Source organism: Microbulbifer discodermiae, from assembly GCF_040742695.1.
Classification (GTDB): Bacteria; Pseudomonadota; Gammaproteobacteria; order Pseudomonadales; family Cellvibrionaceae; genus Microbulbifer.
The window spans coordinates 1-21,869 of sequence record NZ_JBFLAB010000020.1 but is presented as its reverse complement, the minus strand read 5'-3'; the positions used below and the strand labels follow the sequence as shown (position 1 = coordinate 21,869).

General features: G+C 53.6%; 18 protein-coding genes. 13 read left to right on the top strand and 5 right to left on the bottom strand.

All coding sequences use genetic code 11. The annotated features are described in order from the left end of the window. The first annotated feature begins 36 nt into the window (after positions 1-36). The 3 genes from aat to infA all read left to right on the top strand — a co-directional run bounded on the left by aat (position 37) and on the right by infA (position 1,822). Positions 37-756 carry a leucyl/phenylalanyl-tRNA--protein transferase gene (gene aat, locus AB1S50_RS09225; protein ID WP_367150316.1) on the top strand — a complete coding sequence of 240 codons (720 nt, stop codon included), beginning with the start codon at positions 37-39 and terminating at the stop codon, positions 754-756. After that, entirely contained in the window at positions 749-1,474 is a 726-nt protein-coding gene (locus AB1S50_RS09220) for an arginyltransferase (RefSeq protein ID WP_367150315.1), read from the top strand. Before aat ends, AB1S50_RS09220 begins: the two co-directional genes overlap by 8 nt. Before the next feature lie 129 nt (positions 1,475-1,603). After that, the gene (gene infA, locus AB1S50_RS09215) at positions 1,604-1,822 is read left to right on the top strand and encodes a translation initiation factor IF-1 (protein WP_010130378.1); all 219 of its coding nucleotides are present in this window, start codon (positions 1,604-1,606) and stop codon (positions 1,820-1,822) included. A gap of 68 nt (positions 1,823-1,890) precedes the next feature. Here infA and clpA read toward each other — a convergent pair whose 3' ends face one another. Further along, positions 1,891-4,173 (bottom strand): ATP-dependent Clp protease ATP-binding subunit ClpA, encoded by a 2,283-nt coding sequence (clpA, locus tag AB1S50_RS09210; RefSeq protein WP_367150313.1) that lies wholly within the window; start codon positions 4,171-4,173, stop codon positions 1,891-1,893. Between the two features lie 113 nt (positions 4,174-4,286). Then, positions 4,287-4,667, bottom strand: coding sequence for an ATP-dependent Clp protease adapter ClpS (clpS, locus tag AB1S50_RS09205; protein WP_367150312.1), 381 nt, complete (start codon positions 4,665-4,667; stop codon positions 4,287-4,289). A gap of 283 nt (positions 4,668-4,950) precedes the next feature. On the opposite strand from clpS, the gene cspD reads away from it, so the two are divergent. Next, positions 4,951-5,229, top strand: a complete 279-nt coding sequence (cspD, locus tag AB1S50_RS09200) for a cold shock domain-containing protein CspD (protein ID WP_367150311.1) — start codon at positions 4,951-4,953, stop codon at positions 5,227-5,229. Between the two features lie 136 nt (positions 5,230-5,365). Here the strand turns inward: cspD and icd are convergent, their stop codons facing one another. Beyond that, a complete protein-coding gene (icd, locus tag AB1S50_RS09195; protein ID WP_367150310.1) occupies positions 5,366-6,616 on the bottom strand; it encodes an NADP-dependent isocitrate dehydrogenase in 1,251 nt (416 codons plus the stop codon). Between the two features lie 153 nt (positions 6,617-6,769). Here icd and AB1S50_RS09190 point away from each other — a divergent pair, with 153 nt between their 5' ends. From AB1S50_RS09190 to AB1S50_RS09155, 8 genes are all read left to right on the top strand, one after another. Next, positions 6,770-7,357, top strand: coding sequence for a pseudouridine synthase (locus tag AB1S50_RS09190; RefSeq protein ID WP_367150309.1), 588 nt, complete (start codon positions 6,770-6,772; stop codon positions 7,355-7,357). A 38-nt stretch (positions 7,358-7,395) separates the two neighbouring features. Beyond that, on the top strand, positions 7,396-8,541 hold the full coding sequence (gene mnmA / locus AB1S50_RS09185; RefSeq protein WP_367150308.1) for a tRNA 2-thiouridine(34) synthase MnmA: 1,146 nt from the start codon (positions 7,396-7,398) through the stop codon (positions 8,539-8,541). An 85-nt stretch (positions 8,542-8,626) separates the two neighbouring features. Continuing rightward, a complete protein-coding gene (gene hflD / locus AB1S50_RS09180) occupies positions 8,627-9,259 on the top strand; it encodes a high frequency lysogenization protein HflD (protein ID WP_367150307.1) in 633 nt (210 codons plus the stop codon). A 102-nt stretch (positions 9,260-9,361) separates the two neighbouring features. Further along, a complete protein-coding gene (purB, locus tag AB1S50_RS09175) occupies positions 9,362-10,735 on the top strand; it encodes an adenylosuccinate lyase (protein WP_367150306.1) in 1,374 nt (457 codons plus the stop codon). Positions 10,736-10,744: 9 nt separating this feature from the next. After that, complete coding sequence (locus tag AB1S50_RS09170; RefSeq protein ID WP_367150305.1) at positions 10,745-11,905, top strand: JmjC domain-containing protein; 1,161 nt, start codon at positions 10,745-10,747, stop codon at positions 11,903-11,905. A gap of 1 nt (position 11,906) precedes the next feature. Next, positions 11,907-12,329 carry a GNAT family N-acetyltransferase gene (locus AB1S50_RS09165; protein WP_367150304.1) on the top strand — a complete coding sequence of 141 codons (423 nt, stop codon included), beginning with the start codon at positions 11,907-11,909 and terminating at the stop codon, positions 12,327-12,329. Continuing rightward, positions 12,322-12,816 carry a DUF7931 domain-containing protein gene (locus AB1S50_RS09160; RefSeq protein WP_367150303.1) on the top strand — a complete coding sequence of 165 codons (495 nt, stop codon included), beginning with the start codon at positions 12,322-12,324 and terminating at the stop codon, positions 12,814-12,816. The genes AB1S50_RS09165 and AB1S50_RS09160 overlap by 8 nt, the downstream gene beginning before the upstream one ends. A gap of 557 nt (positions 12,817-13,373) precedes the next feature. Then, positions 13,374-14,954: a thioredoxin domain-containing protein gene (locus AB1S50_RS09155; protein ID WP_367150302.1), complete on the top strand. Its 1,581-nt coding sequence runs from the start codon at positions 13,374-13,376 to the stop codon at positions 14,952-14,954. A gap of 110 nt (positions 14,955-15,064) precedes the next feature. Here AB1S50_RS09155 and AB1S50_RS09150 read toward each other — a convergent pair whose 3' ends face one another. Both AB1S50_RS09150 and AB1S50_RS09145 read right to left on the bottom strand, forming a co-directional pair. Beyond that, positions 15,065-16,006, bottom strand: a complete 942-nt coding sequence (locus tag AB1S50_RS09150) for an SGNH/GDSL hydrolase family protein (RefSeq protein WP_367150301.1) — start codon at positions 16,004-16,006, stop codon at positions 15,065-15,067. 891 nt (positions 16,007-16,897) lie between these two features. After that, positions 16,898-18,172 carry a gluzincin family metallopeptidase gene (locus AB1S50_RS09145; RefSeq protein ID WP_367150300.1) on the bottom strand — a complete coding sequence of 425 codons (1,275 nt, stop codon included), beginning with the start codon at positions 18,170-18,172 and terminating at the stop codon, positions 16,898-16,900. A gap of 948 nt (positions 18,173-19,120) precedes the next feature. Here AB1S50_RS09145 and AB1S50_RS09135 point away from each other — a divergent pair. Then, a complete protein-coding gene (locus tag AB1S50_RS09135; protein ID WP_367150299.1) occupies positions 19,121-21,289 on the top strand; it encodes a M3 family metallopeptidase in 2,169 nt (722 codons plus the stop codon). Positions 21,290-21,869: the final 580 nt, after the last annotated feature.

Here is a 21,869-nt window from a genome sequence, read left to right as displayed (position 1 = left end):
GAGGTCGGCAGCCTCTAGCCGCTGCCGGCATCGTCTTTGAGCAGGGATAACAACTCCATACCGGCCCTGCTGGACCCAACACAGATTGGGTTTCCGCCTGGCCGGCACGCCCTCAGCGATCCCAATGGCCTGCTGGCCATTGGTGGAAGATTGACTCCCGCCTGGCTGGAAGCGGCATACCGACGAGGAATTTTCCCCTGGTACGAGGAGGGACAACCGATCCTCTGGTGGAGTCCCTCACCCCGCTGCGTGGTCTTTCCCCAGGAATTCCGTATAGGCCGTACCCTGCGCAAGCTACTGCGACAGCAGCGGTTATCGGTGACCTTTGACCGGGCATTCGGACGGGTCATCCGCGCCTGCAGCGCCCCCAGATCCGGCAGTGACGGTACCTGGATTACCGGGGCAATGCTGCTTGCCTACGAGGAGATGCACCGCCTGGGCCACGCGCACTCGCTGGAGGTCTGGCGGGGCGACGAATTGGTGGGCGGGCTCTACGGTTTGGCCTTCGGAGGGGTATTTTTCGGCGAATCCATGTTTAACCGGATACCAAATGCGTCCAAAGTCGCTTTTGTCCACCTGGTGCGCGAATTAGAATTGTGGGGCTGCCCGCTCATAGACTGTCAGGTTAGCAATCCGCACCTCCTGAGTCTCGGAGCCAAGGAGATTCCCCGCAAGGAGTTCGAACACCTGCTGCGGGAGGGCCTGTCGATGCCGCCCTTCCAGCAGCCGTGGAGATCCGTGTGGCGCTATGAGTAAGTTATCCCGGCTGGATTCCGTGCGCCTGCTGGCCACCCTGCCCCACCCCTGTGGCTACCTGCCCGACCGGGAGGCCACCACTGTGTTTATCGATCCGCAGACCCCGGTGGACCGCAGGCTCTACAGTCGCCTGTCGGAACTGGGGTTTCGGCGTAGCGGCAGCTATCTGTACCGCCCCCAGTGCGCCGACTGCAGGGCTTGCGTGCCCACCCGTATCCCGGTGAATCTCTTCCGCCCAAACCGCGGGCAGCGGCGCTGCTGGCGCCGTAATTCGGACCTGGAGGCTTTGCAGGTCCAGTCCATCGACACAGACGAACACTACGAACTCTACGCGCGTTATATCGAGAACCGCCACGCGGACGGTGAGATGTATCCACCCAGCCGTCAGCAGTTGCGGGATTTTCTTATCCCGGCCTGGGATTCTACCTGTTACGTCGAATTTCGTGCCCAGGGGCGACTGGTCGCCACAGCGGTTACGGATCTGCTGATCGCCGGAATGTCGGCCATCTATACTTTTTTTGACCCGGAAGAGCGCCAGCGCGGACTGGGCAACTACTGCATCCTGTATCAGATACAGTGGGCGCGCCAACTGGGGCTGAACAGCCTCTACCTCGGCTACTGGATCGAACAGTGCGACAAAATGGCCTACAAGAGGCAGTTCAGGCCGGTGGAAATGTTGCGCGGCAACCACTGGTCCCGGTTGTCTGAGGAGGACTGAATTCGGAGTCCATTCGCGGAAATTTTGCGCTGGCGTGCCTTTTCGTGCAAAATGCACGCCCGTCGCACCGCGGCCCCGGCTGCGGGCACCGGGCTTAAAGTCAGAACACAAGTTAAAGGTTGTTGCCGCATGGCAAAAGACGATTATATCGAAATGGAAGGCGAAGTGATCGACACCCTTCCCAACACCACTTTCCGTGTCAAACTGGAGAACGGTCATGTGGTAATCGCGCATATTTCCGGAAAAATGCGCAAAAACTATATTCGAATCCTCACCGGTGACAAGGTCAAGGTAGAGCTGACCCCCTACGATCTCAGCAAGGGCCGGATCACCTATCGCGCCCGCTGACCCGGGTCTGCGCGACGCAGACGAAAAAGGCCACCGAAAGGTGGCCTTTTTTGCTCAGTTGGCCCCGCTCAGGCGGGAACAGCAGTTTTCAATGCCAGCTCATCGTCCTCAATGGCGACCTCGACCCGGCCACCCTCTTCCGCCAGTTCGCCGAACAGTACCGCCTCGGCCAGCGGTTTGCGCAGCTTGTCGCGAATCAGGCGGGCCATGGGCCTGGCGCCCATTTTCTCGTCATAACCATTGACCGCCAACCATTCGCGGGCCTCACTGCTGACTGCCAGCGTCACCTTCGACTCATCCAACTGAGCCTGAAGTTCGACGATAAACTTGTCCACCACCGTCTTGACCACGTCTAAATCCAGTGCGGCGAACTGAATGATATTGTCCAGCCGGTTGCGGAATTCCGGTGTAAACAGTTTCTTGATTTCCTCCATGCCATCGCTGGAGTGATCCTGGCGGGTAAAACCGATTGAACGGCGACTCAACAGCTCGGCGCCGGCATTGGTGGTCATTATCAGAATGACGTTGCGGAAATCGGCCTTGCGGCCGTTGTTGTCCGTCAGGGTACCGTGGTCCATCACCTGCAGCAGAAGGTTAAACACCTCCGGATGCGCCTTTTCAATTTCGTCCAGCAATACCACGCTGTGAGGGTGCTTGGTAACCGCATCGGTCAGCAGCCCGCCCTGGTCAAAGCCGACATACCCGGGAGGGGCTCCGATCAGGCGGGAGACAGTGTGCCGCTCCATATATTCCGACATGTCGAAACGGATTAGCTCGATACCCATCACCCTGGCCAGCTGGCGGCAAAGCTCTGTTTTGCCCACCCCGGTGGGTCCGGCAAACAGGAACGAACCTATGGGCTTCTCCTCGGCCCCCAGACCCGCCCGGTTGAGCTTGATGGCGGTGGACAGTTCGGCGATCGCCCGATCCTGTCCAAATACCACCATGCGCAGGTTGTCATCCAGTTTGGCCAGGCGTTCCTTGTCCGATGCGGACACCGTCTTGGCGGGAATGCGGGCCATCTTGGCGATGATCTCCTCGATCTCGCCAATACCGATTTCCTCTTTGCGCTCTTCCGCCGGCAGCAGCGCCTGGTAGGCGCCCGCCTCATCGATCACATCGATGGCCTTGTCCGGGAGGAATCTCTCGGTGATATGGCGACTGGAAAGCTTGGCCGCGGCCTCCAGGGCACCGTCGGTGAATTGCACCTTGTGGTGGTCCTCGAAGCAGGTCTTCAGCCCCTGCAATATCAGTACCGTCTCTTCCACCGAGGGTTCGTTGACGTCGATCTTCTGAAAGCGGCGCGACAGCGCGCGGTCCTTTTCGAAAATGCCCCGGTATTCAGCAAAGGTGGTGGAGCCGATACACCGCAGCTGGCCGCTGGACAGGAGCGGCTTGAGCAGATTGGAAGCATCCATCACACCACCGGATGCGGCGCCGGCGCCGATGATGGTGTGAATCTCATCGATAAACAGCACTGCGTGGTCGCGCTTCCTGAGTTCAGCCAGGAGTGCCTTAAAGCGCTTCTCGAAATCCCCACGGTACTTGGTGCCCGCCAGCAGTGAGCCCAAATCCAGTGAGTAGATGGTTGCATCCAGAAGCGGGCCCGGGACATTTTCATCGACGATGCGGCGCGCCAGTCCCTCGGCAATCGCTGTTTTGCCGACTCCGGACTCGCCTACCAAGAGTGGATTGTTTTTGCGCCGACGGGCCAATACCTGAGTGACCCGCTCCACTTCCGGTCCGCGCCCGACCAGGGGGTCGATACGTCCCAGGACTGCCTCCTGGTTCAGGTTGGTGGCGTAGCTTTCCAGCGGATCGGAACCGCCCGGCTCCGCCGCTGAGGACAAATCCTCGTCAACCTGTTCCGCCCCGTGATCGGATGTCGGACTGTTGTTTCCACTGGAGCCGACCCGCGACCTCGAGATACCGTGGGTGATATAGTTCACCACATCGATACGGGCCACACTCTGCTGTTTCAGGTAATAAATCGCCTGGCTTTCCTGCTCGCAAAAGATGGCCACCAGTACATTGGCTCCGGTCACCTCCTTCTTGCCCGACGACTGCACGTGAAACACTGCCCGCTGCAGCACCCGCTGAAACCCCAGGGTGGGCTGGGTTTCCCGGTCCGTATCGGTCTCGGGAATCAAAGGCGTGGTCGAGTCGACAAACTCCAGAAGCTCCCTGCGCAAAGCGCTGAGATCAGCGCCGCATGCATGCAGCACATCGGCGGCTGACTCATTATCCAGTAACGCCAGTAACAGGTGCTCGACGGTCATGAATTCATGACGCTTCGCCCGGGCACCCTTAAAGGCCAGATTGAGCGTTACTTCCAAATCCTTGCTGAGCATTGAAACCTCAACCCCAAACGACAAATTGACCCGCCAAATACACTCCGCGCACCTCTATGTCTGATAGGTTTCTTGAGTGTGCCCGATTCCGTTCGGGCGACGGGGCCCTCGCGTCAATCATCGCCGCTGTCGTCGGCTTCAATCTCGCACAGCAGGGGATGCTGGTGCTCGCGGGCGAATTGATTGACTTGTGCGGCTTTTGTCTCCGCTATATCCCGAGTATAGACACCGCAGACCGCTTTTCCCTGGGTATGGACCTGCAGCATCAGCTGTGTGGCCCTCTCCCGGTCCACCGCAAAAAACCTCTCCAGGGTCTCCACCACAAAGCCCATTGGCGTGTAATCGTCATTGAGCATGACCACCTTGTACATAGGTGGAGGCTTCAGCTGCGGGGCCGCCTCCTCCAGCGCCACATCGCCCACAAAATCGTCCAGATCGGGGCTGTCGGTGTCGGGATCGTGGGAGTTTAGTTCAATGGCCGTCAATATTCCCATAGTGTTCGAGAGGTCAGATCCGGTGGAGAATTGGGCAGTATTAATTGTCTCTGTCAGCCTTCTTAGCGGCGAGTCCACATTGTAACCTTAATTTTGCGCCGAAACAGTGCACAGCGACAGTCCTTGACATTCGCAGGGCAGTTGGCTACAAGAGGAGCTGTCCGCGATTTCTCGGATCATATCGCAAGCAGGACTGCGGTATGGGTGCAGAAAGGCACCGATAAAAATAAAAACTTTATTAAGCGGCCAGGGGGTCGCCAAGGCAATTTAGAAGGATTTCGCCATGCCTACCGGTACCGTCAAGTGGTTCAACAACGCCAAGGGATACGGGTTTATTCTTGCGGACGAGGGGGGAGAGGATTTATTCGCGCACTATTCCGCAATTCAAATGGAAGGTTACCGTACGCTGAAGGCGGGACAGCAGGTCACTTTTGACATCATCAAGGGCGATAAAGGCTTACACGCCGCCAACATCAGTGTTAACACACCTGCGGCAGCGACTGCCGAGCCGGCTGAAAGCGAGCCGGTGCAAGAGAAAGAGCCCAGCCCCGAACCCAGCTGAGCCCCTGTGAGCACCAGCTTCGGCTGCGGCAAAATAATTTTCCCTATGCCCGGCTGGTTTGTCACAAAACTTTTGAACTAGCCCCGGCGCCAACAGGCGCGGGGCTAATGCAGTTTTTTGTGGCCGGTGGTTTACCTCAACCCATGTGTTTAATGACTTCGTCGCCGAATTCCGAGCAGGATTTCAACGCGGCACCATCCATTAGGCGTTCAAAATCATAAGTGACCGTCTTTGCCTCAATGGCGCCCTCCATACCCTTGATGACCAGATCAGCTGCCTGGTTCCAACCCAGGTGACGCAGCATCATTTCGGCCGAGAGAATCAGAGAGCCAGGGTTTACCTTGTCCTGACCGGCGTACTTGGGCGCAGTGCCGTGGGTGGCCTCGAACAGGGCGACCTCATCGGAGAGGTTGGCGCCGGGTGCTATGCCGATGCCCCCGACCTGCGCCGCCAGCGCGTCGGACAAATAGTCACCGTTCAGGTTCAGGGTGGCGATCACATCATACTCAGCCGGGCGCAGCAGGATCTGCTGCAGCATGGCATCCGCAATGACGTCCTTGATTACAATGTCCTTACCTGTCTTGGGGTTTTTGAATGTCAGCCAGGGGCCGCCGTCCAGCGGTAGCGCGCCAAATTCATCCCGGGCCAACTCGTAACCCCAATCGGCAAAGGCACCCTCGGTGAACTTCATGATGTTGCCTTTGTGTACCAGGGTCACGGAGTCCCGGTCCTGGTCAACGGCGTACTGGATGGCTTTGCGGACCAGGCGCTTGGTACCCTCTTCCGATACCGGCTTTACTCCGATGCCACAGTGCTCCGGGAAGCGGATCTTCTGTACGCCCATCTCCTCCTGTAGGAACTTGATGACCTTTTTCGCCTCTTCGCTGTCGGCCTTCCACTCGATGCCGGCATAGATGTCCTCGGAGTTCTCGCGGAAGATCACCATATCCACCTTGTTCGGCTCCTTGACCGGCGAAGGTACCCCCTGGAACCAGCGGACCGGGCGCTGGCAGACATAGAGGTCGAGCTCCTGGCGCAGAGCCACGTTCAGGGACCGAAAGCCTCCACCAACAGGGGTCGTCAATGGACCTTTGATGCTCACCACATAGTCCTTGATGGCCTCCAGTGTCTCCGCTGGAAACCAGTCACCGGCGTAGGTTTCAGCCGCCTTCTCGCCACAAAAGACCTCCATCCAGGCGATGCCCTTGTCGTTTCCGTAGGCCTTCTGGACCGCAGAATCGATAACTTTGCGCATGACTGGGGTAATATCCACACCGATACCGTCGCCCTCGATAAAGGGGATGATGGGGCGATTTGGCACCTGCAGTGAACCGTCGGAATTGACTGTAATTTTGTCGCCGTCTGCCGGCACTTGGATATGACCCATATTGCTTAAACTCCCAAAGGTTCCGTGACTGTTTTAGATCGGGTATCGCTTCCCGTCCGCCCCTCTGCACCGGGCGGATAAAAAATCGGCGGGATTATACCAGCATCGGCCCATTTTTGTAGTTGTATTACAATACCCGATTTGGACCCGGGCATGAGCCAGATCATCCTGCTCAATAAGCCATATGGTGTTTTGAGCCAGTTTACCGACGCCGAGGGGCGCCCCACTCTGTCGGACTATATCCAACGCGCCGGCGTCTATCCCGCGGGCAGGCTCGACTTTGACTCGGAGGGGTTGCTGCTGTTGACCGACGACGGCCAGCTGCAGCATCAAATCAGTCACCCGGGTAAAAAGCTGCCAAAAACCTACTGGGTGCAGGTGGAGGGGGAAATATCACCCCAGGCCCTCGACATACTGCGCAACGGCGTCCCGTTAAAGAGTGGCTTGACCCGCCCGGCCAGAGCCAAAAGACTCGCCGCCGCCGGCGTATGGCCCCGCCACCCACCGGTGCGCAAGCGCCTGTCGGTGCCCACCTCCTGGCTGGAACTCACCATTCGCGAGGGCCGTAATCGACAGGTACGGCGGATGACAGCGGCGGTCGGCTTCCCCACTTTGAGACTGATCAGAGTCGCGATTGGAAACTGGCGGCTGGGTACACTGCAACCGGGGGAGTTCACGATGGTGGAAGTCCACTCTGGCCGCAAGCGGCCGCCCGTGGCCAGAAAGCCCTTTCGCAGGTAGAATTGCGCCCTTTTTACAGTCAGGCATCTGTTTAATTTATGTCCAACTCTACAGTGTCTAGCCAGCGCGTCATCGTCGGCATGTCCGGCGGTGTGGACTCTTCCGTCGCCGCTCTGTTGCTTATGCAGCAGGGCTATCGGGTTGAGGGGCTGTTCATGAAGAACTGGGATGAGGATGACGGCAGTGAATACTGTACCGCCAAGGCGGACCTGGCGGATGCGCAGGCTGTCTGCGCCAAACTTGGCATCAAGCTGCACACAGCGAACTTCGCGGCCGAGTACTGGGATCATGTATTCGAGTATTTTCTCGCCGAATATCGGGCCGGGCGAACGCCCAACCCGGATATTCTGTGCAATCGCGAAATCAAGTTCAAAGCTTTTCTGGAGTACGCGGAGGTACTGGGTGCCGATGCCATCGCCACCGGTCACTATGCGCGGCGCAGGGACAGCGGCGGCCATACCTATCTGCTCAAGGGGCTGGACAGTAACAAGGACCAGAGCTACTTCCTGCACGCGGTGGGCGAAGCAGAGTTTGCCCGCTCCCTGTTTCCGCTGGGCGAGCTGGAAAAACCCGAGGTGCGCCGGCTTGCGGAAGAGCGGGGTTTCGTTACCCACGACAAGAAGGACAGTACTGGGATCTGCTTTATTGGAGAGCGCCGCTTCAAGGATTTTCTGGAGCGCTACCTGCCCGCTCAACCGGGTGATATGGAAACGCCCGACGGCAAAGTGATGGGACAACACAGCGGCCTTATGTACCACACCATAGGCCAGCGCCAGGGGCTGGGTATTGGCGGCGTCAAAGGCACTGGGGATTCGCCCTGGTATGTGGTGGGCAAAGACCTGCAGCGCAATGTGTTGTTGGTGGCTCAGGGCGCCCATCACCCACTGCTCTATGCCACCGGGCTGGAAACCGCGCCCGCCCATTGGATCAGTGGTCCGGCGCCGGCGGAAGAGTTTCGCGCGCAGGGGAAAACCCGCTATCGACAGCCGGACCAGGACTGCACGGTACGGGTAATGCCGGACAAAAGCCTGTCTGTGACTTTCGACCGGCCACAGCGCGCCATCACGCCGGGCCAGTCGCTGGTGCTCTACCGGGGCAAAACCTGTCTGGGAGGAGCGGTTATCGAAATACCCAGGGGCACGGGAAGCGCATTGCCGGACAATTTTGACAGTAATTCCACGTAATTGCGCAGGTTTTCAAGGGCGACAGTCCAATCAATGAGGGATCATTGATTGGGCTACCAGGTAAATAGTTGAGTAAGGAGCGACTTTGAGGAACTGGCGGGAACAGGCACTGGCGCTGGCCGGTATTTTCCAGGCAGCGGTGCTGGTGGAACGGCTAGCGAAGACCGGCAGCGCTCCCCAGGATGAGCTGGAAACTGGTGTATACAGTCTTTTCCAGCAAAACCCGGATAGAACAGAAGATGTTTTCAACGGGGCCGCGCAACTGCTGCCGGGGCTACGGGTCTCGCGCGAATTGCTGCAATCCCGGCGACACCCGGAGTACACCGACTCGCTGCGTTATGCGCTGTCGATCCTGCACTTGCAGCGTCAATTGCAAAAGAAGCCGGATCTCCTGTCTATTATCGGCAGCCGACTCGAAAAGGCCAGGGAGCAGGCAGAGCACTTCAGTCCCACGCACGAAAACGTAATCTCTAATCTGGCCGGTATTTACAGCGATACCCTGAGTACTTTCCGTTTCCGCATCCAGGTTCTCGGAGACTTTAATTTTTTGCAGCAACAGCGTATCGCCAATCAAATTCGCACCATGCTGTTTGCGGGTGTGCGAGCCGCCACCCTGTGGCGGCAGCTCGGTGGTCGTCGGCTGCACCTGTTGTTTCAGCGCAAGAAGCTGCTCGCAGCAACAGAGCAATTGATCGGCCAACTGGATGCTGCCACCTGAAAACTAGTGATTTCGCTTAGTTGCGCCGGAATTCAAGAACGTCAATCCAGGTGAGAAGGGATAAACGACTGGGTTGTCCAGTGACTAAATTGGAGCAAAAACATGACAGTTGACTTGTCCGCACTCACCGCCGTATCCCCTATTGACGGGCGTTACGCGAGTAAAACAGCCCCGCTGCGTGATATTTTCAGCGAGTATGGACTGATCCGCGCGCGGGTGGAAGTCGAGGTGCGCTGGCTGCAGCAGCTCTCGCGGCACCCGGACATCGCCGAGGTGCCGGCATTCGACCAGGCTTCTGAGCGCCTGCTGAACGATCTGGTAGCCAATTTCGGCCCACAGGATGCCGAGCGCATCAAGGAAATCGAAGGCACCACCAATCACGATGTCAAAGCGGTGGAATACTTCATCAAGGAAAAGATAGCTGCGCTGCCACAGCTGGCGGAGGTCAGTGAGTTTGTGCACTTTGCCTGCACTTCCGAAGACATCAACAACCTTTCCCACGCACTGATGCTGCGCGCCGGTCGCGATCAGGTGCTGCTGCCGGCAATGCAGAAAATCGAGACGGAAATTGCCGCGCTGGCAAAAAAATTCGCCGATGTGCCCATGCTTTCCCGCACCCATGGCCAGACAGCGAGCCCCTCCACTGTCGGGAAAGAATTCGCCAATGTGGTAGCGCGGCTGCGCCGCCAGATCCTGCAGGTACAGCGTGTCGAGTTACTGGGCAAGATCAACGGTGCGGTAGGCAACTACAACGCACACCTGAGCGCTTACCCCAATATTGACTGGGAAAGAAACGCGGAAGAGTTTGTCACCTCTCTGGGACTGACCTGGAACCCCTACACTACGCAGATAGAACCGCACGACTATATAGCGGAACTGTTTGATGCCATAGCGCGCTTCAATACCATTCTGATCGACTTTGACCGCGATATCTGGGGTTATATTTCCCTCGGTTACTTCAAGCAGAAAATTGTTGCCGGCGAGGTGGGCTCTTCCACCATGCCGCACAAGGTCAACCCCATCGACTTCGAAAACTCAGAGGGCAACCTGGGGCTTGCCAATGCCGTCTTGCAGCACCTCGCCACCAAGCTGCCGGTCTCCCGCTGGCAGAGAGATCTCACTGATTCCACCGCGCTGCGCAATATGGGTGTCGGTGCCGGCTATGCCGTCATTGCCTATGGGGCAACGCTGAAGGGAATCGGCAAACTGGAGATCAATCGTGAGCGGCTGGCGGAAGACCTGGACAGTGCATGGGAAGTATTGGCCGAGCCGGTTCAAACCGTCATGCGCCGCTATGGAATCGAGGAACCCTACGAAAAACTCAAGGCGCTGACACGGGGCCAGGGCATCAACCGCGAGACCCTGAAGACTTTTATCGACGGGCTGGATATACCCGCCGAAGCGAAGCGGTCGCTGCAGGCGTTGACTCCTTCAGGTTATGTTGGAAATGCTGTGGAGCAAACCCGCAAAATTTAGGCCCTGACCGTGACTATTCCACCCCCCCTCACCCACCTGGGCACAATGCCAGTGGCGGAATTCCTGCGGGATTACTGGCAGCAAAAGCCACTACTGGTACGCAACGCCTTCCCCGGGTTCGAATCCCCCATCTCCGGGGAGGAACTGGCCGGCATGGCGCTGGAGGACACAGTTGAATCCCGCCTGGTGCTGGAACAGGGCGGCGATGGCCCCTGGCAGCTGCGCAACGGGCCCTTTCGGGAGGAGGATTTCCTCAGACTGCCCAAGAGCCACTGGACGTTGCTGGTACAGGCAGCAGATCAGTGGCTGTCGGAAATAGCGCGGCTCAAGGGGTATTTCCGCTTTCTCCCGGACTGGCGTCTGGACGATGTGATGGTCAGCTACGCCGCGGACCAGGGCAGCGTCGGCCCGCATTTTGACTATTACGACGTCTTTCTCCTGCAGGCCGAAGGCAGACGCCTGTGGCACCAGGGGCCCAAAGTGGACCCCCAGAGCCCGCGCCTCGAAGGTACGCCGCTGCATGTACTGCGGGACTTCGAGGCACAAAACAGCTGGCTGCTGGAACCCGGTGACATGCTCTATCTGCCGCCGCAATTCAGCCACTGGGGGATTGCCGAGGGTGCCTGTACCACCATTTCGATCGGATTCAGAGCACCCTCCGCAGCTACCATTCTTGAGGATCTGGCCGCAGAAGTGGCCCGCTCCCTGCCCGACCAGTTGCGCTACGCCGACCCCGGCCTGCAAGTGGCTGCCAGCCCGGCTGAAATCGATCCGGCCGCGGTGGCGCGTCTGCGCAACCAACTGGGCCAGTGGCTGCAACAGGAAGATTCCATCGCCCAGTGGCTGGGAGCCGTCATGACCGAACCCAAGTATCCGGATGTCGTGGCGCTGGATGCCGGCGAAGCAGAGGACTGGCGCCAACAACTGCCGTCAGGTACTGAGCTGGTTCTAAATCCCGCCTCGCGCTGTGCCTTTTGCCGCCAGCCGGAAACACTGTTTATCGACGGAGAGGCGCTGCCCGCACCCATCGCTTTTGCCGAGCGCCTGTGCGAGTCCCGAAGCCTGACCCGAAAAGATATTGAAGCCTGGCCCCAGCTCGCCGATACTGACGGCCTCATCGACCAACTGGTGTCCCAGGGGACCCTCATCTATCCACCAGAGGATTTCTGAAGTGTCAGCCAAGGTTAATCCGGCAGACTGGCATAAGGACCAGAGTAAAATCCGGGCCCTGCGCGACCAGGTGTTTGTCCGCGAACAAAAGGTTCCGGCACATATTGAATGGGATGACCAGGAGGCCACCGCGCAGCACTTTCTGCTTCACTGTGACGGTTCAGTAGTGGGCACGGGGCGTATTACAACCACTGGCAAGATTGGACGCATGGCTATTCTGCGAGAAAAACGCGGGCTGGGCCTGGGGCGCCAACTGCTGGAGAGCATCTGCCATCATGCGCAGACGCGGGGACTTGACCAGGTCTACCTGCACGCCCAATGCCACGCCGAGGCTTTCTATCGCAAATGTGGTTTTGAACCAGTGGGAGAGCAGTTTTTCGAGGCGGGCATAGCCCACATCAAAATGGTGCGTAGATTTGTCTGACAGCGGACGGATCACCGCACAAAAACTGCAGGACCTGCAAGGTTTCCGACTAGCCCTGGGCACACTCCTGCAAAGTGCCAGGCGACATCTCAGCATATTTTCCCACGAACTGACGCGGCCGCTGTACCACGATCCCCGAATTGAGCAACTGCTATCGGGCTTTGCCCGCAGAAGCCGCGACAGCCGGGTGAGAATCCTGGTATGTGACAGCCAAGCTGTGGCACAGCGGTTTCACCGGGTCCTCGCCCTTACACATAAACTCGGCACCCATATTAAAATCCGCAGGATTCAGGCCGCTGTGGAAGTACCCGAATGGGAATTCGCCATCGCCGATGACCGGCACGCGTTGGTGAGAGAGGATTTAGACCAGTGGCTGGGATTTCTCTCGCTGGATGAACCACTCCGGGTGCGCAAGCTCAGCGAGAAATTTGAGCAGGCCTGGTGCCGCGCTGCAGAGGACCCTGCCCTACGCCGCCTGTCGCTTTAGCTGCTTGTCGCACAAACCTTTCCTGGTCACTCTCAATCCGGAATTGCGGCACATGCCCGCAAAATCGTCACCACAAATCAAGCAGTTGCACGCTTGATTTGCAACCCGAACACCTCTGCTTGGAACAAGAAGTGTTGCAAGCTATTTCTTCAACAGCCGGTTGATTCACTTGCACTTTTGAGCAACCAATAAATTTCAGGCGAAAAAACTATCAGCGTAAAAATTTGCTGAGGGAATGCCCAGAAACTTACCATTCCCCCGCGTAGATCTGTCTCAAATCGTAAATCGCGTATCCTATGGGAGTAACTCCGATTTCTCTATCCAATTTGTAGACTGGCCTAGTAATTAATAGTTTGAAAAGTCACATAAATTATATTTCGCTTTCGCATATAAGACACAAATTTTTACAGACCTATTTGCTTTTATTGTTTGCAAAATCTCTAAAATCCATATAGTACATTAAAAAATTTAATAAAATTTTACAAAAACATTTAATCCTATCTAAACCCTTTATATGATAGCGTTATAAAAACGCTATAAGGATAGGAGCACTATCCATGAGAAGTTTGTTATCCTCGTTAAAAGCCTATTTCATAAGTCTTGTATTGATCTTATTTTTATTTATTTGTATTGCATGTGAAAGAGAAGACAGTAAGTTCAGTGATTCAGAGCCCAATGAAGTTGAAGTGGTCGCCAAGATCGATAATGTCAATATCACATTATCTGAAGTTGACAAAAAAATTATCCTTAAACGCCACGATCTCTATTTGGCAGAATATCAATTGCGCTTCAATACCTTAACAGCGATTGTTGAAGATCATATTCAGGCCAGACCTCCTGCAACTGATAAGGCAGTTGTAGAGTGGCTGCTACCCTACCCTGAACCACCGCGGCTGAAGCTCGATTTGAGAGGGAGGAGCCTACGGGGAAATCCCAAAGCACCCATCAAACTGGCAGTATTCTGTTCTTATCAGTCTGTACACTGTGCGCGCTTGAATCTTGTATTACGCAAACTGCTCAATGACTATGCAGGCTGGCTTGCCGTAGTACCCTTCGATTTCCCGATGGACTATCACCGCCAGGCCAAAGCTGCCGCTATGGCGGTCCGTTGCGCAGATACAGGGGATTTGGCATGGCTATACACTGATGGAATTTACGCTCGTGCTAAAGAAATGGCGGATAAACCAATTGAACAATTGGCTTCCCAGATCGGAATTTCCCCGGAATCATTCAAGGGATGTTTAGAGCGCAAAGATCTGCAGACCGCTATAGCCAAAGATATTGCTTTAGCCCAGGAAATGGGTTTGCGCAGTGTTCCCGTAGTATTTGTAAACGGCCTCTATGTGAAGGGGCCAATGCCTTACGAGCACTATGCCATGTGGATCGAGCGGGAGTCCGGACGACTGGGATTTTCTGCAGCGGACCCACACCCTGAGGCAGCGTCTTTTCGAACCGCTTCGGCCGGACTCAGCGAGACGCTACTGCCTCTCATTCTCACAGGTACCAGTATTTCATCAGATGAGGATAATTCGACGGCCTTGATTGCTGTTCGCACTAACCCCCCACAAGCCTTTTCAATTGGTGACCTGCTCCTGGCAGGTGTGGAGTTGTTATCTATTGAGCGCCAATATGTCATTTTAGGTACCCCAAGTGGTCATGAGAGATTAAGTCTAAAGGGCGAAGATGGAACCTATATGCAGGTTCTGCTAACCGGTGATATAGAGCGGGATGATGCGACAATGCGCAGTATCGAACAATTGGAGGATTCCACCAGCAAGCTGATCGAACCTTCGGCAGTAGTTCCCTTGGGGCGCGAATGGCTCCAGCAGCAGTTGCAGTCTCGCGCTGAACTGGAAGAGAAGTTTGTTTCCGCCGAGCATGTTGTGGATGGACAAAACCTGTTAAAGCTGGAAGATATCGGTGGTAATGAGTTTTTTACCGCTCTTGGCTTTGAAGAAGGTGATGTAGTCCTGCGCGTCAATGACACCTGGGTCCATAGTGGACAAAATCAATTATGGGAAGCTCTGAGCAGCGGTCAGGTGATCGATGTAACTTTTATGCGCAAGGGTTTACCCCAGCGTTACCAATACATAGTCCAGGAAAAAGGGTATTTTGAACAATCTGAGGGGGATCAGTAGAATAGGTAAAAACAATCTGTATCGAGCTAAAATTACCGGGGACCAGCTTGCCTCCGAGGTTTTAAAACGGAAGGACTCCAGTAGTGGAGTCCCTGTTCACCGCCCAGAAGTTATTTATCCGGATTGCCGGCCCACATCAGGTTGGCAACGGTATTTTGTCCCTGAATGCTTGGATGAAAGCAATCTCCGCCATTCATATCGTCGGCTGTAAACTGGAAGGTTCCCACGTTCTGTTGGGCCTCTCCGGTGTATTCCGCCACCACTTCGATACCGTTGATACCGTTGTAGGCAGCAGCTTCCTGTTGCAGCACCTGGTTGTATAGCTGCTGAGCTGCCGCAATACCCGCTTCACGGGTCGCAAAGGATTCGCCATTTAAGGTGCCACCATTTGTAGCGATTCGACAGATGTCGAAGCTCGACCAGACACTTTCACAATCAACCGCCGGATTTCCAGTCTGCTTACTGATACCCGCAGCACGCAAGTCCTGCACCCGTGGCACCGAGCCTAATACGATAGTGGAACCCACAGGCAAGCCATTGATCAGCTTATCCAGGCCCGCGGTGACGGCACCACGCCACTCAGCCTCTGTATAGAGTGGATCGGTGCAGTTGGCCGGATTGACACAATCGCGATTACAGATGTCGTTGCCACCCAGCAGAACTTCTACATGGTCTGCAATCGGAGTCTCCGCCAATACGCGATCTGCCTGAATACTGAAGCTATCCCCACCGGAACGCATTTCAGCACCGGAGCGGGCGGGATTTTTATTGGCCACGATGTTTGGATCTAAGGCCTTATACTTGTCGTGTACGCTATTGACACTGGCGTTGGAGCCATCAAACCAGCTGCGCTCCGGTTGGTCTCCCCCCAGCAAGCAGAAAAGGCCGATAAAATCATTGCTGGTGCAATTGGCGGCGAATGCCATAGTAATACTGTCGCCTGCGGCTGTGGTTTTGGCAGGTAATGCCCAAGTGTGGAAGGAGGTTAAACTCGATACGACTAGGAGGGACAACAACAGATTTAATTTTCGCATAGTATATTCTCCGATCATCTATTTAGATCTTTATTGTTTGTTATGACGCGGTGAACGGAACTATTTTAAATACTCTATAAAGGGTTTTTTGCTTTTTTCTCATGACCAAATAGTCCGCCCCTCTATTTGAGAGGTAAGTCGCTAATCTGTCGCCACAAGCTTTTCAGTTTGTTACATAAGGGATGTTTATCACGCTATTTTATTTAGGTTTCCATAGTGACATGACGTCCAGCTTTTCATATATAAATGAAATTTATTAAGATAGCTAGTTACTCCTGAAGGCCCAACCTAGATAAAAATAGAATTTTTTTGTATTTTGAAAATAGAAAATTCTCCAAAAGAATTCTATGGATTTTCTTCTGTTAGAATATAGCGATTAAAAAAATAAAAAAATCCAATCCTGCAATAGTTCCAAAAAGTACTCCCTGAAATTAAACAGCGCCATCAGCGATTTCCCATCTTGAGTTTAAGCTGCCATGGTGGTGGCAGCGTTTCAAGGTATAACTGGTTTGACGTCTATCGGCTAAGGTGGTTGTTGTAAAACCAGAAGTCACGATCTAGGCCGACCTTGGCTGTTGAGACAGAGTCATAGGCCTGGAAGTAGACCGCTTCACAGTACACGAATCGCTAGAGCTACTCGACGAATATACTGTTCCGCCAGGGGCGCCCCTATCATCCATGAAGATTTGGATGCTGTTGGCCTTGAGCGGTCCCGTAAAGACCATGCTGATGAACTGGCCACCTTTCTATGTGTTCATAATGGCTCTGACTTCCCAATCAAGAAAAGCATAAAAAGTGCTTCTTCTTTTGTGTAAAACAAAACTTCTACGTTTTTCAGGCAGCCTGATAAAAAACTATAAAAAATTAAATTTATAAAACGTCACTATATAGTATTCTACACTGTGTCTTCTACATTCCAAGAGACTTCTTGAACCACTCAATATTTTTATGAGTAGTTAAAGCCTGTAATTCTATCAATAGATCCGAAGTCGAAAGCTCTTTATAACCTTGCAATTTCTTAAGAAGAATCTTGAATTTCTTATCACCGATTTTCTGATGTAAATCGAATAAAATTACTGGACCTTTGATATATAAAACTGCTGTGGCTTTTGGGTCTTTCCTGCTCAAATTGTAAATTTCAGGCAATCCAAGTAACTTCGACCTATTCTTATCTACAATATCTTTGATCTTTGAGCCACTAAAATGAGATCGAGCTAACCAGGAAGTATATTCAGCAAAACTTTCATTGAGCCAATCTTCCCAAGTAGAGGTTTCAGCTTTATTCCACCAAAAATGCGCTGTCTCATGAAAAATCAAATTGGTCGTATCTTCTTGGTTATCACTTGTAGTCAAAGCCCAAAAATTTCCTCTTGAATAAGAGGGTCCTTTGACTCTGGGGGTAATCAGAAACTGTAATCTGTTATTAATTTTGCTGGGTAAATTACCATTCAATACTTCCATATATTCGAGTGCAGAAATTGAGGTTTCCGCTATAGAAGTTATTGATTCTTTAGCTTTCATATAACTAATATTTAAATTGACTTCTTTGTAACGCATTGATTCCAACACTACATTAGGACCAGCAAATAGGACTAAGTCAAAGTTTTCATAGTCTCGTTTAAGCTTATAAGTATTTTCCATACGCAAAGACTCTACGACCGCATTTGAAGCTATACCCCATTTCTCTGGCACTGTGACATTCAAATCGACAGAAAATGGACCAATCCCCAAAGGAGAAGGGCCAATTAACACTGGATACCAAGCTGAATACAGTCCCATTTCAACGCCAGCGGAATCTGTTTCCCATATTCGAAAATAATTTAATTTATCTATAGGGGCCATATAACTAATTTCTAAATTACAGTATTTTCCATTCAGAATCGGCCAATCAAAGAGAATTTTACGGGAAGAAGGAAGAAAGGTATTTCCCGGTTCACCGTGTAAATCTATGTTAAACTTGATTGGGTTCTCAGATTTAGAACAAGTTAACGAGCTGATCTTCACATTCTGATTGATGACCATAACCAAATCTTCATCAATTTTTAACGATTGATTCGGTAAAATATGAATATCTGCGGCTATGGTGTTTTCCGTCAGTACTACTTGTCCTTGGTACTTAATTTCAGCATTAGCGATAGAGGAAAAGCATAAAATTAAGAAAACTGAGTATCTAAGTAAATTCATACATGCCTCTTCTGTAAGTGGATTACCACCTTGGGTTTACACTGACATGGACGGTGGCAACTATTCGAAGTAGAACTGATCCGGCCTCTGTCAGTCAAGGCTACTGTTGGGGGCGGCGGCTATTGTAGAACCAGATAACGATCCAGGCAGGCCTTGGCCACTGAGACGACGTCATAGACATGGACGTAAACCTCTTCATACCTCTCGGATCGCCATAGCCGTTCGAAAAACACATGGACCCGCCAGGCAGGCGCTCTTGCCATCCGTGCTGGTGAATTGGCTGTCCTGGTCGGTGTTCATGATGTCTAGCTTTCCATGCTGCTGCTCCACAGCCTCTTCAACTGCCTCCAGGTAAAATGGAGGTGGAGACCCGCCAGACAGTACAAGCCGATAGTACCTATCGACCACAGCCGTTACGCAAACAAAGCCTCTCGCCATGGGAATGAAGGGCAACTCGATCGCCCAGACCGAATTGGGCCGGATACAGTATAAAGAACCCAATATGGGTATAGAGAGTATCTCCCCCCGACAGAAACCGGCAATCTCACAACCTCTACTTACCGCCTCTGCCACCAAAATGGGGGGCGCTTTCCGGGTTGATAAGGTTAAGGGGAATGTCCACTAGCCACCATGTCAAGGCTAGCATTTCTCCCTAAAACCCAACAAAAATTTAGACAATTATTCGAGAAAACGACTTAACATCTTCCCACTAACAAAAAGCGACGATCCGTTTATTTATTGGGACCGATGGCGCTTGAATCAACTTGACGATGCGATACTATGGGAAACGGACTTCGGCCTCCGTCTATCCAGGCGGGTCAAAAGCCAGACTAAACCCTGCCATTGGCAGTGACGCCCCGCTCCGGGCGTTATTTGTACTGCACAATCCGGCCGGGTCCCGTATCTATCCATACAATGAAGATCAACTGCGAACCACTCGGAGAAATTATGCGTAATTCCCTGATCGCCACCGCTATTGGCGCCAGTCTGGTACTGGCAGTCTGTTCGAACAGCAGTCAATCAACCGATCCGCAGGCCTTGGCCACGACGCCCGATACCACCGGTTCTCAGAGCATGGAAATGAAAAACAACTCTGCCACCAATCCGCTGATGAAGCCCAGCCCACTGCAGGATCAGGCACCGCAGTTTGACCGAATCAAAACCGGGGATTTCCGCCCAGCCTTCAATGCCGGCTTCAAAGAGCATCTCCGTGAGATCAACAATATCGCCTATAACCCCGAGGCGCCCTCTTTCGACAATACCATTGTTGCGATGGAGAGAAGTGGCGAGCTGCTGTCACGGGTCTCGACAGTCTTCTTTAACCTTGCGGGCCTGATCTCCGATCAGGAGTTTCAAGACATCCAGTCGGAAATGGCCCCAAAGCTGTCGGAGCACAGTGACAAAATCTACCTAAATCCGGCACTGTTTGACCGTGTCAATAAAATCCACCAGCAAAAGGCCAAGTTGAATGCGGAAGACCAGCGGCTGGTCGATTACTACTATGATCAATTTGTTCGAGCCGGTGCGAAATTGTCGGATCATGACAAGTCTAAAGTCCGGGAGATCAATACCGAGTTGGCCAGGCTCTCTACGGAGTTCAATAACAACATCCTCGCATCCTTCAAGAACGATACTATCCTGGTGAAGGACAGAAAAACGCTCAGGGGACTGTCCGAAGACCAGATTGACTCTCTGGCGGCGGCCGCCAAAGCTGATGGCAAAGAGGGGTATATGATCACCCTGGTCAACACCACCCGCCAGCCGATCCTGGCCAGCCTGGACAATCGCGCACTGCGCAAGAAAATCTGGGAAACATCGGCCAACCGCGCCGCCGACACCAATGGCCCACTAACTATCCGCATGGCGACACTGCGTGCAGACAAAGCCAAGCTACTGGGTTACCCCAACTGGGCATCTTATGTTACTGCGGACCAAATGGCCAAGACACCGCAGGCCGTTTTCAAGATCCTCGACGACCTGGCCCCCAAGGCGGTATCCAAAGCCAAGTCAGAGGCAGCCGACATCCAGTCTATGATCAAGGCGCAAGGGGCCAATTTCACCGTGCAGCCCTGGGATTGGGCTTACTATGCGGAAAAAGTTCGCGCTGCCAAATATGACCTGGACGCAAATGAGGTCAAGCCTTATTTCGAATTCAACCGGGTGCTGAATGACGGGCTGTTCTTCGCCATGCACCGCCTGTATGGCATCACCGTGAAACCACGCAATGATCTGCCGGTATGGCATACCGACGTCAGAGCATTCGAAATCTTCAATGAAGACGGCAGTTCCATCGGCCTGTTTTATCTCGACCCCTATGCCCGCGAGGGTAAGAATGGCGGTGCCTGGATGAGTGAATATGTCACCCAGAGCGGCCTGCTGGGTAACAAGCCCGTGGTCTACAATGCGCTGAACATTCCCAAGCCGGCAGAGGGACAACCCACACTAATGACCTTCGATGAGGTCAATACCATGTTCCACGAGTTCGGCCACGCCTTGCACGGCCTCTTCTCAAAGGTGAAATATCCTAGCCTCGCAGGCACCGCCACTGCACGCGATTTCGTGGAATTTCCGTCACAATTCAATGAGGACTGGAGTATCGATCCGCTGGTGTTGGCCAACTACGCCAAGCACTACAAAACCGGAGAGACAATTCCACAGGCGCTTCTGGACAAGATTCTCAAGGCGCACAAGTTCAATCAGGGCTTTGACACCACCGAATACCTGGCGGCTGCGCTGTTGGATATGGAGTGGCACAGTATCCCGGCCGGGACCCAAATCAAGGATTTCAACGCCTTCGAGAAGAAAGCGCTGGCCGAGCACGGCATCGATTTTGCCCCAGTTCCGCCCCGTTATAAGTCCGCGTATTTTAGCCACATTTTCGCTGGCGGTTACTCCTCCGGCTACTACGCCTACCTGTGGACCGAAGTGTTTGCGGCCGATGCTTTTGCCTACCTGAAAGAACACGGTGGACTGAACCGTAAAAACGGTGACAACTACCGCGATCACATCCTGTCCATGGGCAACAGTCGGGACCTGATGCAGGACTATATCGACTTCCGGGGTCAGGAGCCATCCACCCGAGCGCTGTTGGTCCGCCGCGGTCTGGTGAGCAAATAAATCGCAACCGCTATTTAGGAAAACAACCGGTCAGCTTTCGCTGGCCGGTTTTTTTGAGGAAACCGTTTCTCAAGCCAAATCTTGTGTTTAGTGCACCATTCACGTGCGACAGCACCTACCCGATAAAACAACACCAAAGACACTTTTTCGGTTCCGCGCTATAACGGCTGGCCAATTGGAATTGTTGAAAGTGTTAGCGGTCATCGCCACGAAACAATCTCTATTTGGAGAGTCTGGCCTCAAACCTCTACTTACTGCGATTCCTGAATTGGCAAGGGTATCACTTGCGGCGCCTATTACCAACTGTTACCTATCGTACTAAAGATAGCGCCAGATCTTCCAGAAGATGCAAGTCGATTGTGGAGGGGAGAGACCATCAGGCAGAATTTCGCTGCACTCAATATAATGCCATGCTTGGTGGAACTGCGAGTAGTCAAACTAGTGGGCCATGCGGTTAATTAGGTAACACATTTTTGGCTCGCTGCACTGAAGCCAGTACCGTGTCGGCGCTCTTTGTCCATTTAAATGGTTTGGCAAGATCGCGGTTATGAACACGAATAAATCGCTGCAGCTCGGCCTT